This window comes from Chryseobacterium mucoviscidosis, assembly GCF_002177115.1.
Classification (GTDB): domain Bacteria; phylum Bacteroidota; class Bacteroidia; order Flavobacteriales; family Weeksellaceae; genus Chryseobacterium; species Chryseobacterium mucoviscidosis.
In genome coordinates, this window is sequence record NZ_MVAG01000057.1 from 178,986 (window position 1) to 192,834 (window position 13,849).

11 protein-coding genes are annotated in these 13,849 nt (G+C 35.4%); 10 read left to right on the top strand and 1 reads right to left on the bottom strand.

Features of this window, described 5'->3' with window-relative positions; genetic code table 11:
* Nucleotides 1–96 precede the first annotated feature (96 nt).
* The 9 genes from B0E34_RS01935 to B0E34_RS01975 all read left to right on the top strand — a co-directional run bounded on the left by B0E34_RS01935 (nt 97) and on the right by B0E34_RS01975 (nt 11,867).
* Nucleotides 97–507, top strand: a complete 411-nt coding sequence (locus tag B0E34_RS01935; protein WP_087706286.1) for a hypothetical protein — start codon at nt 97–99, stop codon at nt 505–507.
* A 347-nt stretch (nt 508–854) separates the two neighbouring features.
* The gene (purB, locus tag B0E34_RS01940) at nt 855–2,282 is read left to right on the top strand and encodes an adenylosuccinate lyase (RefSeq protein WP_087706288.1); all 1,428 of its coding nucleotides are present in this window, start codon (nt 855–857) and stop codon (nt 2,280–2,282) included.
* A gap of 6 nt (nt 2,283–2,288) precedes the next feature.
* Nucleotides 2,289–3,344, top strand: a complete 1,056-nt coding sequence (locus tag B0E34_RS01945; protein WP_123956505.1) for a hypothetical protein — start codon at nt 2,289–2,291, stop codon at nt 3,342–3,344.
* 42 nt (nt 3,345–3,386) lie between these two features.
* Nucleotides 3,387–7,082, top strand: coding sequence for a phosphoribosylformylglycinamidine synthase (locus tag B0E34_RS01950; RefSeq protein WP_087706292.1), 3,696 nt, complete (start codon nt 3,387–3,389; stop codon nt 7,080–7,082).
* A gap of 156 nt (nt 7,083–7,238) precedes the next feature.
* Nucleotides 7,239–8,273: a hypothetical protein gene (locus B0E34_RS01955; protein WP_087706294.1), complete on the top strand. Its 1,035-nt coding sequence runs from the start codon at nt 7,239–7,241 to the stop codon at nt 8,271–8,273.
* Nucleotides 8,274–8,288: 15 nt separating this feature from the next.
* A complete protein-coding gene (locus B0E34_RS01960) occupies nt 8,289–9,251 on the top strand; it encodes a hypothetical protein (RefSeq protein ID WP_087706296.1) in 963 nt (320 codons plus the stop codon).
* The gene (locus B0E34_RS01965) at nt 9,251–10,771 is read left to right on the top strand and encodes a hypothetical protein (RefSeq protein ID WP_087706298.1); all 1,521 of its coding nucleotides are present in this window, start codon (nt 9,251–9,253) and stop codon (nt 10,769–10,771) included. Before B0E34_RS01960 ends, B0E34_RS01965 begins: the two co-directional genes overlap by 1 nt.
* Nucleotides 10,772–10,835: 64 nt before the next feature.
* The gene (locus B0E34_RS01970; RefSeq protein WP_087706300.1) at nt 10,836–11,219 is read left to right on the top strand and encodes a barstar family protein; all 384 of its coding nucleotides are present in this window, start codon (nt 10,836–10,838) and stop codon (nt 11,217–11,219) included.
* Nucleotides 11,220–11,252: 33 nt separating this feature from the next.
* Nucleotides 11,253–11,867 (top strand): SGNH/GDSL hydrolase family protein, encoded by a 615-nt coding sequence (locus tag B0E34_RS01975; protein WP_087706302.1) that lies wholly within the window; start codon nt 11,253–11,255, stop codon nt 11,865–11,867.
* Here B0E34_RS01975 and B0E34_RS01980 read toward each other — a convergent pair.
* Nucleotides 11,862–12,233, bottom strand: coding sequence for a diacylglycerol kinase family protein (locus B0E34_RS01980; protein ID WP_087706304.1), 372 nt, complete (start codon nt 12,231–12,233; stop codon nt 11,862–11,864). The genes B0E34_RS01975 and B0E34_RS01980 overlap by 6 nt on opposite strands.
* 196 nt (nt 12,234–12,429) lie before the next feature.
* Between B0E34_RS01980 and dnaN the strand changes: the two genes are divergently transcribed.
* Nucleotides 12,430–13,560, top strand: coding sequence for a DNA polymerase III subunit beta (gene dnaN / locus B0E34_RS01985; protein ID WP_076394496.1), 1,131 nt, complete (start codon nt 12,430–12,432; stop codon nt 13,558–13,560).
* The last annotated feature ends 289 nt before the right edge of the window (nt 13,561–13,849 follow it).

The window sequence follows — 13,849 nt, forward strand, 5'->3', positions numbered from 1 at the left end:
TCAATTAGAGTGGCTTTTTTTGTATTTTTGAAGAAACACTCACTATAAAGTGCTTTGGCATAATTTTTAGACAATTGAAAACTTAAAATTTAAAACATGAGAAAAACAATTTTATTCAGTACAATGTTCCTTGGTTCATTAGTCTTTGCACAGCAAACGCATATCGTGGGCGGAGATAAAGATGTTCATGGCTGCAAAGCTTCCGCAGGTTATACTTATTCTCAGATCAAAAATGATTGCGTAAGAGTTTTTGAACAGAAAATTAAATTAAACGAGATAAGTTCAGATAAAAGCTATACCACATCAACAGCGGTTATTTTCAGTAAAAACATGAAGAAAGCCGAAATTTTTATTCCAGACGGAAGCGCAAACAGCATTATTCTCGACAGGAAGGGAAAAAGCAAGGTTTGGAAAAGCGGAAAGCACATCAAAGACACCTATGTTTTGGTACCTTATAAGAAGACAGGCTATCAGATTAAGAAAAATGATGTTGCCATTTATCAATAAATGAAAGAGTCATTCGAAAGAGTGACTTTTTGTTTTTTATGAGACAGTATTTCACATAAAATAATCTGAACAACAGTACATCAGCTATCAACCATTAATCATAATCTTTTTTGGAGCTATTTCCCGCTTTCCATTACAATCTTTTTTTTTAAAAAAGGATTTTCATTGCAATCGGGACTAGTAAATCAGGTGTGTTTAGTTAAATTTGAAACAAAAATTCGACTTTAACCCCTTTAAAAATGAGTTTTTTAAGATAAAAATCAAAAAAATACTAAATCAACTCCCTTAATTTTTATCTCTCATTGAAAAACCGTATTTTTGCATATCTAAAAAAGTAAAAGAAAAGAATGAATTCCTACAAAAATCCTTTGGAAGAACGCTATTCAAGCGAAGAAATGTTGTTTAACTTTTCTCATAACAATAAATTCCAGAACTGGAGAAAGCTTTGGATTGCCCTTGCTGAAATCGAAAAAGACCTTGGACTTGAAATCACAGACGAGCAAATCGCTGAACTGAAAGCCAATGCAGAAAACATCGATTACGAAAAGGCAGCTGAATATGAGAAAAAATTCAGACACGATGTAATGGCTCACGTTCATACATATGGTGATGTAGCACCTTCAGCAAAAGGAATTATTCATTTGGGAGCAACGTCAGCATTTGTAGGGGATAATACAGATTTAATCCAGATTCGCGACGGACTTTTAATCTTAAAGAAAAAGTTGGTTAACGTTATTAAAAACTTAGCGGATTTTGCAATTCAATATAAAGATTTACCAACCTTAGGATTTACACATTTCCAACCAGCTCAGTTAACAACGGTTGGAAAAAGAGCAACCCTTTGGCTTCAGAGTTTAGTCCTTGACATCGAAGAGCTTGATTTCTTCTTAGAAACTTTACGTTTCAGAGGGGTAAAAGGAACAACAGGAACGGCTGCAAGTTTCTTAGAGCTTTTCAACGGTGATTATTCTAAAGTAAAACATTTAGATAAAGAATTGTCAAAAAGATTCGGTTTCGAGAAAGTTTTTGGCGTTTCCGGACAGACTTACGACAGAAAAATCGATGCTAAAGTAGTTGCTTTATTAGGAAATATTGCTCAATCGGCACATAAATTCACCAACGATTTACGTTTGCTTCAAAATCTGAAAGAAATTGAAGAACCATTCGAGAAAAACCAGATCGGTTCATCTGCAATGGCTTACAAACGTAATCCAATGAGAAGCGAAAGAATCGGGGCATTGGCAAAATACGTTATGTCTTTAACCACAAGTTCTGCAATGGTAGCTTCGACCCAATGGTTTGAAAGAACTTTGGATGATTCTGCAAACAAGAGATTAACCATTCCTCAGGCTTTTTTAGCGGTTGATGCAATCTTATTGATCTGGAACAACATCATGAACGGAATCGTTGTTTATCCGAACAGAATCAACAAACATATTATGGAAGAACTTCCTTTCATGGCGACAGAATACATCATTATGGAAGAAGTGAAAGCTGGTGGTGACCGTCAGGAAATCCACGAAGTAATCAGAGTTCATTCTATGGAAGCTTCCAAGCAGGTAAAAGTAGAAGGTAAAGAAAACGACCTTATCGAAAGAATCCTGAACGACGATTCGTTGAAATTAGATAAATCAAAATTAAAAGAAGTTCTCGATCCTAAAAACTTCATCGGTTTTGCACCAATTCAAACGGAAGAATTCATTGCCAATGAAGTTCAGCCGATTATTGATGCCAACAAAGATTTGATAGGATTAGAAGCTGATCTTAAAGTATAAATCAATATGCAGTCTTTTTGGGCTGCATATTTTATTAATAATTGTATGAAGATTAGTATCTTTTTTGTTTTGCTCTTATTACCTGTGATGATATTTTCGCAGGAATTAAAACTGAATAAAAAAATTAAATCAAATACAGATTTTGAACATCCTATTTCTGGAATTTCTGCGCCAATGAATTTGGGTAATTTTTCAAGAATAGCTTTATTTGCAAATTCTAAAAATGATAGTGTCTTTTCTGCAGAATATAAAAATGAAAATAATGATGTTCTTTTTCAGTTCAAAATAGTTTTAGGAGGTTTAGATGAAGAGAGGCTTTTTAATTATTATTTCGAAAATCTTAAAAGCAGAAGATACAGTCCTAAAGAGGCTATCAATAAAACAATAAGTTTTAATGACGGCAATTTTAAACTCAATGGAATTAGCACTTATTTTTCGCATCTTGACAGATTAATAAATGTAAGAGTTTATGATGCAGGATTTTGGATCTTTGTTTCAGAAACAAGTCAGAAAGGAAATGATACTTTGGCTCTGGATAACAGACAGGATGAGTTTTTGAAAAAAATAATGCCATCAAAAATTGTTGAAAAAAATCCTTTGACGAGATATTCAAATATTTATTACGCAAAAGCCTGTTTTCGTGATTCTCTAATGCTTAGAAGTGCTATGAGTAGTGCAACTAATAAGATGAGGTGGATCTATGAAAATATCAATAAATATGAAAGAGCATCAGGAATTCCGGGTATACTTTTAAACTATCAGATTGCTGGTATTAATGGTTTTATTGACTATAAAACGGAAAAAAATCCGAAACCAAGCAAAGGAGGTTACGAAACAAATAATCTAATTGGCTTCTTTATAAAACTAAGAGAATCCGGCTTTATAGATGAATTTTTGATGGAGAGTTACTATTATTTATTAATTCCTCCTGAAAATCATCAATTTGATTACAAAGGCTACCAAAAGTGGAAACAGGAAAATTCAATCGAATATAATACTTCTCAAAAGTATTATCTTATTGTAAATTCCCGCAAGATAACTGATCTTAACAAAGATGAGTAAATTAACTAATAAGTCTAATAATATTTAAATATCTGACATCTAATGTCTCAAAACAAAAGAATTTTCGTAGAAAAAAGAGGAATTTTCGATGTGGAAAGTCCAAAAATTTTTGATGAAGTAAAAGCGGTTATTCCGTCCATCCAAAAAGTAAAAGTATACAACGTGTACGATATTTTCGGATTAAATGACGGTGAATTCGAAAAGGTAGTTAACAGTACTTTCGTAGATCCGGTTACTGATATTTTAATCGAAGAAAATCCTGCACAGGGAATTTATTTCGCATTGGAATTTTTACCGGGGCAATACGATCAGCGTGCAGATTCTGCCCAACAATGTATTGCTTTGCTGACTGGAAATGAAAAATCTAAAGTAAGAAGCGGAAAGCTGATCGAATTCGAAGGTATTTCCGAATCTGATTTGGTGAAAATCAAAGACCTTTTGATTAATAAAGTGGAATCTCAGGAAAAAGATTTATCAACTTTAAACATTCCTGCGGAAGAAACACCGTCAAAAGTTATTGTTCATGAAGGTTTTATCAATTTTGATGATGCTCAGCTTGAGGAATTCTTTAATAATCACGGTTTTGCTTTAGGTTTGGATGACTTGAAATTCATTCAGGAATATTTTAAATCGGAACAGAGAAATCCTACAGAAACGGAACTTAAAGTTTTAGACACCTATTGGAGCGACCACTGTCGTCACACAACATTTGAAACGGAATTGTCTAATATCGAATTCGAAGGACAGTTTAAACATACATTGGAAACCATTTTCAATGATTATATCGAAAAAAGAAAATTCTTAGGACGTGAATTGAAGCCTATTTCCTTAATGGATCTGGCAACTGTTTGCGGAAGATATTTCCATAAAACAGGCAATTTGGAGAATCTTGTGGTTTCTGACGAGATCAATGCCTGTACAATCCAGATTGAAGCTGAATACGATGGTAAAAAAGAACCGTGGTATTTATTATTTAAAAACGAAACCCACAATCACCCGACAGAAATCGAACCTTTTGGTGGTGCTTCAACTTGTTTAGGTGGAGCGATCAGAGATCCATTATCTGGGCGTTCTTTTGTTTTCCAAGCGATGAGATTAACGGGTGCTGCAGACGTTTTGGAACCGGTTGATAAAACATTACCGGGAAAATTGTCTCAAAAAACAATCACGAAACAGGCAGCAAACGGATATTCATCTTATGGAAACCAAATTGGTTTGGCGACAACAATGGTTTCTGAAATTTATGACGAAGGCTACAAAGCGAAAAGAATGGAAGTTGGCTTCGTTGCCGGAGCCGTTCCTGTGGATTGGGTAAGACGTGAAAAACCTGCAAATGGTGATTCTATCATTATTTTAGGAGGAGCAACAGGTCGTGACGGAGTTGGAGGTGCAAGCGGAAGTTCGAAAGAACAGGACGAAACTTCAATCCACACCATGAGTTCTGAAGTTCAGAAAGGAAATGCCGTTGAAGAACGTAAAATTCAGAGATTGTTCAGAAATCCGGAAGTAACGAGACTGATTAAAAAATCCAATGACTTCGGAGCGGGAGGTGTTTCTGTGGCAATTGGCGAAATCGCAGATTCTTTAGAAGTTAATTTAGATGTTTTACCATTAAAATATGAAGGGTTAAACGGAACCGAGCTTGCTATTTCCGAATCTCAGGAAAGAATGGCGGTTGTAGTAGAACCAAAAGATAAAGAACAGTTCATCAAATTCTGTGAGGCTGAAAACATTGTTGCTGTTGAGGTGGCAAAAGTAACAGACTCAGGAAGAATGCAGATGTTCTGGAAAGGCGATAAAATTGTTGACCTTTCAAGAGCGTTTCTAGATACGAATGGCTGTTCAAAAAGTCAGGAAGTTAAAATTACCCATCTGAATGAAGTAAAAGAAGAAACACCTGCATTTAATGAAGAGAATTTCCTAAAGATTTTAAGCGATAAAAATGTTGCTTCTCAGAAAGGATTGCTGGAAATGTTCGATTCATCGATTGGTGCAACTACGGTTGCAATGCCTTTGGGTGGAAAATATCAGCAGACTTTAATGGAAGGAAGTGTTCAGACATTGCCGATCATCGGAGCAAAAGATATTGAAACCGTTTCTCTGGCGAGTTGGGGATTCGATGCAGAAATTTCAAAGCAAAACTCACTTTTAGGAGCTTCTTATGCTGTTGTAGAAAGTGTGGCGAAAATCGTTGCAATGGGTGGCGATTATAAAAACATCAGATTCAGTTTTCAGGAATATTTTGAAAAATTAGGTCAGAATCCTGAAAAATGGGGAAAACCTTTGGCTTCACTTTTGGGAGCTTACGATGCTCAGATCAGTTTCGGTTTAGCAGCCATCGGTGGGAAAGACTCAATGAGCGGAACGTATCAGGATCTGAATGTGCCGCCAACGTTGATTTCGTTCGCTTGCGCGAATGGCGAGAAGAAAAATGTGATCTCTCCTGAATTTAAAAACGAAGGAAATAAAGTGTATTTCTTCAGTCATATCGCTCAGGAAAACGGACTTCCAAATTACGATGCTTTAAAAAATATTTATGAATTTATTTTCGAAAATATCAAAACAGGAAAAATCGTTTCTGTAAAAACCGTAAAAGAAGGCGGAGTAGCGGTTGCTTTAGCAAAAATGACCTTTGGAAACAGATTAGGCGCTGAAATTACGGTTGCTGAAAATGCATTATTAGCGAAAAATATCGGTAGCTTAATCATCGAATCTAAAGAAGAATTAAGTTCTGTAAATCTTCAATTGATAGGTCAAGTTGTTTCAGACGAAGTTTTAACGATCAACAATCAACCAACAACCATAGACAAATTATTAGCTGCAAATACGAATACATTCGAAAACCTTTTCCCAACTGTTGAAAAAGAAAAAATTACAGTTGCTATTGATGAGAAATTAAACTCAATCAATCCTAGAAATATCATCATCAAAAAACACGGAATTGCTCAGCCAAAAGTATTTGCGCCTGTTTTCCCGGGAACAAACTGCGAATACGATACATTGAACGCTTTCGCAAAAGAAGGCGCTGCAATCAGCAGTTTACCTTTAATCAACATCAATCACCAATTGCTGGATGAAAGCATTGATGCTTGGGTTGAAGAGATCAAAACTTCTCAGATTCTGGCTTTTTCAGGAGGGTTCTCAGCGGGTGACGAACCAGACGGTTCTGCAAAATTCATCGTTAACGTTTTGAAAAACGAGAAGATGAGAAATGCCGTTCACGAATTGCTCGACAGAGACGGAATGATTATCGGGATCTGTAACGGTTTTCAGGCGTTGGTTAAATCCGGATTATTGCCTTACGGAAGAATCAAAGATTTGGATGAAAATTCGCCGACGTTGGCTCACAACGCGATCAGAAGACATATTTCCCAAATGGTCAATGTAAAAGTCGTCAATGACGAATCGCCTTGGTTAAAAGGAATGAAAGATCAGGTTTTCACCATCCCGATTTCTCACGGTGAAGGTCGTTTCATGGCTTCGGAAGCGGAAATTCAGAAGCTGTATGAGAATGGACAGATTGCCACTCAATATTTAGACTTAGAAGGAAATATTGCTCACGGAATGCCTTTCAATCCCAATAATTCATTATTCGGAATTGAGGGTGTCACAAGTCCTTGCGGAAAAATTTTCGGAAGAATGGGACATCCGGAACGTTTTGCAGAAGGTCTGTTTAAAAATATTCCAACCGCAAATTATCACAACATCTTTAAAAATGGAGTGGAGTACTTCAAGTAAAAGATCATCAATAAATAATAAAATGCCTTCGTTACATAACGGAGGCATTTTTCTTTTTACCGTAATTTTTCCTGATTTACGGAAAACCGTAAAGAAAATGCTGAAAACCGTAATAAATTGCCGCTGTAAATAAAGATTTAAACAAAAATTTTAACTATGAAAACAAAAATTACTGCAACCGATTTATTTCTCGGTATTTTAGCTGTAATGCTTATCGGTGTTAGTTTTTACCAGACCTGGCTCGGTTTACAGCAGATTTTTGGAGGGAGCTCCTTTGTTATTGCTTTGGTGCTTTCTCTTATCCTGCTTTTTTTACTTTGGCAGATAAGAAGGGCAAAAACCAGCGGACAGTCTCCGTCTTCACTAAGCTGGATCTATTTTTTCTTTGCTTCATTTTGTTTCGTTGCCAATTTTAATGCATTGTATACAAGGTTTATGAGAACCGATATTTATACAACAGAACTGCGTAATGTTAACGAAAAATTCAGTGCGCTGGAAACGGATGTAGAATCTAAGCTGAATTACTCCGTCCCCGATGCTAAGACAAGACAGGCGATCCGAAGTGAATTAAATCTTTTGAAAATTCAGATCAGTGATCCTAAAAATGTCGGGATCGGACCGGAAGCAAGACAAATTATTGCAAGAATTGAAAAAATGATCGGCAAAAAAGTAACGCCTCTTACACCTGTAAGTGAAACTCCTGACGGATATGCAGATCTTGCCGACAGAATGGAAGAACAGATCGTACAGATGGTTTATAACCTTACTCCGGAAGAAAAAAATCTGATGAGTGATATTAATAATGCTTCCGTACGATGGAATAAAGAAATTCAGAATCTTTTACAGATGAATCCTGATGTAATAAACCTAATGGCTCAAGGGCAGATTGATAAATCTTTAACAGAGTATAACAGACTCGGATCAAAAGCAGAATCTATTTTGGGAAAAGATAAACTGAAATTTGAGCCTACCCATTCTGAAACGCAGGAAGTAGGAAAAATAGGATATGCTTTTAGCCATGCCATCAAGAATTTCGGGATGTTTCAGTTGGTTGTTTTAGCAGGATGTATATTACTGGATTTCGGTATTATGTTTATCATTCTTTTAATGCCAACAGAAACTAACAGAAATACAGGAAACAGCAGCGAAAGTATCTTTACCAGCAAACGCAGCGGAAAAACAATAATCTAATACAAAGTATAAAATATGGAATGGGAAAATGAACCTTTGAAACCATTGTCTTTTGATAAAGATCAGGAAGTTCTTAAACCTTTGACTTTTGATGAAGAAGACGCACTGAAGCCTTTGTCTTTAGACCATAACAAAGAAGCTGTGAACGATCGTTTTGTTCCTATTGCAAAAGGCAATGTCTCGGAAATTAAAAATAAAGACAGCAACTTCGTGTTTTTTTTCGGAACTGCTTCTTCCGGAAAATCTGTTATTTTGGCAACCATGCTTTATTATCTCAGATCGAAAGCAGGAGTTATAAGACCCAAAATAGGGACACCAAATACCGCTGAAGCAGAAAGCCTTCTTTATGATTTTTTTGAAAATATCAGTAAAGGAATTTTACCTGCAGGAACAGTAAAAGATCAGGTAACGAGACTGGATCTTGTTTTCGAACCTAACAATAAATCGAAGAAAATAAATCCCATTAACCTTACTTTTTTAGAAACTTCAGGAGAAAATCATAACGAAATAAAAAGGGGAGGAAGCTATCACAGCAGCATAGAAACCTATCTTTCTGCCAATCTTCCTCTTACATTTATAATTGTAACAAGCTATGAAAGCGCGCATAAAGATGATATTTTAATCAATACTTTTTTAAATAAGCTTGAAAAGTATGAGAAAAAATTAAAATCCGTCAATATTATTCTGGTCATCTCAAAATGGGATAAATCCGGAAGAGCCAATGTGGAAGCCTCGGCGGAGCTAGATGATTTTATTCAGGAAAGGCTTCCGATGACTTCTACTGCGATGGATACCTATGGTCTGGCAAAAACATTCTACACCGTGGGAGAGCTTAATGAAGAAACCAATCAGATCACCATTCTGAATTTAGACAGAGCGCAGAAATTATCAGAGTGGCTGTATGAAAGTATCGTGGGTTATCCGCTGTCTTATGAAGGAACTTTTTGGGAACGTATAAAATTTAGTCTTACAAATTAATGAGCAGTGTTAATTTAATTGCATTCGGAACTTTTGGAAATCCCAATGGCTTTACCCAGACTTTTTTTGCAGGAACACCCGTAGAAATAAAGACTTTAGACATAAGAGGAGCTGTACTTATTTATCCGAACAGTAAACTGTATTCTCTACGGAAAGAATATAAAGATGGTTTTTATATAATAACCTACACCATTTATACTTATGCCAAAGAACCTACTTCGGCGCGGGAAGGGTCTTTTATAGGCTCCAGTATTATGTTTACAGACGAAATTGCAGAAGAAAATATTACCGTCCGCTGTCTTAACGAATTCCACTCCAATCTTATCAGCAGAAACGTTCAGAACGATACACTTACGGTAAATCACTCAGAAAATTTCTCAATTGGTAAACCTGCAGATTTTGATAAAATAAATTTTAATCTGAAAAAAATAGATATCTTCGATTCCGTACAGAGTACAAACCGTCAACTGATGGTATATTGTGAAACCAATCCTTCCGCATTACAGATCATTCTGAAAAAAGCAGTTGATCTGCTGAATGTATATGATACAATTTACTTCACAGAAAGCTCGGACATTGCAAAATTTGTTCATCAGAAAAATATTTTTCAGTTTGTTCAGAAAGATGGGTTTGAAAATGAAATCAAAAAACTGAACGACGAAAGAAAACGTAAAATACAGGAAACCGTTACGGAATTTGAAAATGAAAAAATAAAATGGGAAAATTCCAGAAAACAGAATGGTGAAGATTTTAAATCTAAAATTGAAAGAAACAAAGAACTGCATCTTGCTAACGGCAGAAAGATAGAAGAATCTGAGAAAAATTTAGAGAAATTAAACGAAGTTTATTATGCATTCTCTCAGAAAATTGATGAATTTCTGAACCAATTGAAAACGGCCGACAGTCTTATGTTGAATAATATAACGCAGTCTTACAAGGCAGATAAAAATACTTTTTTAGACAACATCAGAAACTTAGGAATACCGGAACTGGATTCTGTTTCGCAGCCAAGATCAGTTCGGGAACGTGAAATTCCCGTATATTCATCTTCTTATTACAACAACTCCGGCAGAAAAGAAAAGGAAACAGAGCAGTCCAATATTTTTAAAACAGCAACAGTCATTCTTTCTGTTTTTTTGCTCGCTGCAGTTTCAGGTTTAGCATGGTTTCAGTTTTTTAAAGAGCCTGAAAAACAAATTGTTTATAAAGAACAGGAGCCAGAAGTAACAACAGAGCCGGTTTCTGAGCTTATAGTCTCTGCACTGAATCCAAAACCTAATTCAGAAGCAGAATTTCTGATCCTCAATGAAATGAACAGAAAGCTGACGACAGACTTAAAAATTGATTCTGTTACAGGTTTTGTATTTAAGGCGAATCCGCAGAGCGTAGAAAAATATTATAAATATCAAAAGAAAGACTATTCCAAACAGCTTTTCGAAAACAATAAGGAAAGTTTTAAAATTTCAGGGACAGATACAATATATACAGGCGATTTAAAATTCATACCCATCTTTAAATAATTAATTTTTTGTAATTTTAAAAAGGATAGCTTTTAAAAGGAAGCAAAATTTTGATATTGAGTATATGAACAAACAACATCATAAAAACAAAATGACTGTCATCAATGGCAGTCATTTTTCAAATCTGGAAGCATTCTACGAAGAAGTTTCATCACTTTTTTTGAAAGATGAGGATTGGAAAGTCGGAACTTTAGATGGTTTTGATGATATTTTATATGGATATGAAGGTGAAATTATCTGGAAAAATGTCCAAAAATCAAAAGAAAATTTAGGTTTTGATCTCACGAAGGAATTTTACGAAAATAAAATCCGACAGGGAAAACCCTTCAACGTTACATTGATTCAGCAAAAACTGGATGATTTAATCAATGGAAACGGACAAACGCTATTTGAAATTTTAATAGAAATTATAGAATCGCATAAAAATATTACCCTAATTTTGGATTAATTTTTAATTGAACAATTAACATTTGCTTAAATTATGTACGGATTATTTTTTGGCGACAGCATTACTTATGGAGAATACGATGGTGTTTTTGGCGGCTGGGTCGACATTCTGAAAAGATATGCTCTGCAAAAATACAATGAAGGAAGCAAAGAACTGATTATTTTCAACCTTGGAATCGGCGGCGAAACAACCGAAGGTTTGGTAAAAAGAATTTCTTCCGAAATGGCAGCAAGAAATTCAGATGAAGGAAATATTATTTTTCTTGGATACGGCGCAAACGATCTGGCTGTAAAAGAAGATAATTACCTTGTAAAACCGGAAAAGTTCAGGGGAAATATATTAAAGGCGGTTCAGGAAGCGGAAAAATATTCACCAATAATTTACTTAATAAGCATTCTTCCGATTGCTGAAAAATTAGACGGAATTATCACTGCCTCCGGAAAATTAAGAACAAGTGATGAGGTTTTGGTATACAATCAGATTCTAAAACAAATTGCCAGAGAAAATTCTCTGAATTATATAGATTTTCATTCTGCTTTTCTGCAGGATAAAGAAATCCTGCTTTCAGAAGACGGCATTCACCCCAATGAAAAAGGTTATGGAATCATGGCTGAAATTGCCATTCCGATTATAGAAAAATATCTATAAATTATTGAATATGAACTCTACATATTTCCAGTAAACCATTATTCCAACCATAACCGATAAAATAGCCATCAAAACTACGGCTCCGGCGGAAATATCTTTGATGAAACCAATTCTTTTATCAAAATCAGGGTGAATAAAATCGCAGATTTTCTCAATAGCGGTATTCAGAATTTCAGTTGCTAAAACGCCGAAGGAAACCATTAAAATTAAAATAGTATCTGTAGAAGAAAGCTTTAGGTAAAAAATCAGAAACAAATTAACAAAGAAAGTGGCAAATTCAAGCTGAAAATTTCTTTCATGCTTCATCATGAGAAAAACACCCCGGAAAGCATTTCGTAAACTCTTATGTACAGGAGGTTTTCGCATATTGAAAGTTTTTTACAAATATAGTCAATTGCTAAAAGAAAATCCTTATCTTTAGTGCATTAGGATGTTTTCGGGCATCAAAAAGCAGAGCAGGAGAAGTTGTGAAATTATTTTGATGGATGTTAATAACTCTCAGAATTATTCTTTTCATTCTGTTTTCTATTTATTATATTTGTAAAAATTTATTTTTAAATCTATGAAATTTATTATTTCAAGTGGTGAACTACAGAAGGCTTTGCAAACTGTAAGTGGCGTAATATCAAGCTCTCAGTCGAGACCGATTTTAGAAAACTATCTTTTTGAATTAGACGGAACTCAGGTTACCATTACCGCATCTGACGGCGAAACGACTCTTGTAACTTCTCTTGAGGCAAAGTCTGATGATACGGGTAAATTTGCCGTTCCTGCAAAGATTTTTCAGGACTTCATCAAGACTTATGGAGAACAGCCTCTTACGTTGGTTGTGAAGGACAATGCGGAAGGAACAGGAAGTCAGCTTGAGATTTTAGATGAAAAAGATAACTTCGCCGTAGCATTGGATAACGCAGACGATTATCCGGAATTGCCGGAATTTGATGCCGCACAAAGTGTTACCATGCCTGCAGGAGTTTTATCTGAAGCCCTTACCAATACGCTTTTCGCCACAAGTAACGATTCTCTTCGTCCGGTAATGACGGGAGTACTGTTCCAGTTTGGAGAAAATGAAACCAACTTCGTTTCTACAGATTCTCACAGATTGGTAGTATACAAAAGAAAAGATCTGATGAATGCCGAACCTATGGAATTCATCATGCCTAAAAAGCCTTTAAACATTTTCAAAAATATTTTAGCGAGTTCCAATGAAGACGTAACGATCGAATTCAACGAGAATATGGCAAAATTCACTTTTGGAAAGCACGTTTGGATCTGTAGATTAATCGACGGAAAATATCCTAATTATACAGCGGTAATTCCAAAAGAGAACCCGAATGTATTAACCATCAACAGAAATCTTTTGTTAGGAGCGATTAAAAGAGCTTCCATCATGTCTAATAAATCCACCAATCAGGTAAGATTTAAGCTTTCTGCAAACATACTTCACCTTCACGCAGAAGATACGGAGTACGCAAACAAAGCAGATATGCAGATTCCTTGCGATTACAACGGAGAAGACATCAACATCGGCTTCAGCTCTAAATTCTTAACGGAAATGTTAACGATTCTTGGTTCAGACGATATTACGATGAAAATGTCTCAGCCAAACAGACCGGGAATTATCGAACCTCTTGATGGTCTTGAAGAAAACGAAAGTATTTTAATGTTATCAATGCCGGTCATCGGATTGTAATTTTAACGTAAATAAAATAGGATAAGAGGTTTTGATTTTTTCAGAACCTCTTATTTTTTAGGAGCTGTTTCCCGCTTTCCGCACTCGCTATTTACTTAGGAATCGGCTGCGGCAGCTTCGCTGCCGCAGCCGATTCCTAAGTAAATGAGCTCAAACAAAGCTTCAATCGGGGCTAGAATTGCAGTCCGCCGTTTTGCAATGAACAAAGAGAAGAAGTAATCTATGGAATACATCTACAAGTAGAAATCGAGGCTTAGTTTTAGAAACAGTAATAACAGATTTAAATTCT

Coding starts and splice junctions, on each gene's coding strand:
- B0E34_RS01965 (WP_087706298.1), top strand. CDS start 9,251: ATGAGCAGTGTTAATTTAATTGCATTCGGAACTTTTGGAAATCCCAAT.
- B0E34_RS01955 (WP_087706294.1), top strand. CDS start 7,239: ATGAAAACAAAAATTACTGCAACCGATTTATTTCTCGGTATTTTAGCT.
- B0E34_RS01950 (WP_087706292.1), top strand. CDS start 3,387: ATGTCTCAAAACAAAAGAATTTTCGTAGAAAAAAGAGGAATTTTCGAT.
- B0E34_RS01970 (WP_087706300.1), top strand. CDS start 10,836: ATGAACAAACAACATCATAAAAACAAAATGACTGTCATCAATGGCAGT.
- B0E34_RS01975 (WP_087706302.1), top strand. CDS start 11,253: ATGTACGGATTATTTTTTGGCGACAGCATTACTTATGGAGAATACGAT.
- B0E34_RS01935 (WP_087706286.1), top strand. CDS start 97: ATGAGAAAAACAATTTTATTCAGTACAATGTTCCTTGGTTCATTAGTC.
- dnaN (WP_076394496.1), top strand. CDS start 12,430: ATGAAATTTATTATTTCAAGTGGTGAACTACAGAAGGCTTTGCAAACT.
- B0E34_RS01945 (WP_123956505.1), top strand. CDS start 2,289: ATGCAGTCTTTTTGGGCTGCATATTTTATTAATAATTGTATGAAGATT.
- B0E34_RS01980 (WP_087706304.1), bottom strand. CDS start 12,233: ATGCGAAAACCTCCTGTACATAAGAGTTTACGAAATGCTTTCCGGGGT.
- purB (WP_087706288.1), top strand. CDS start 855: ATGAATTCCTACAAAAATCCTTTGGAAGAACGCTATTCAAGCGAAGAA.
- B0E34_RS01960 (WP_087706296.1), top strand. CDS start 8,289: ATGGAATGGGAAAATGAACCTTTGAAACCATTGTCTTTTGATAAAGAT.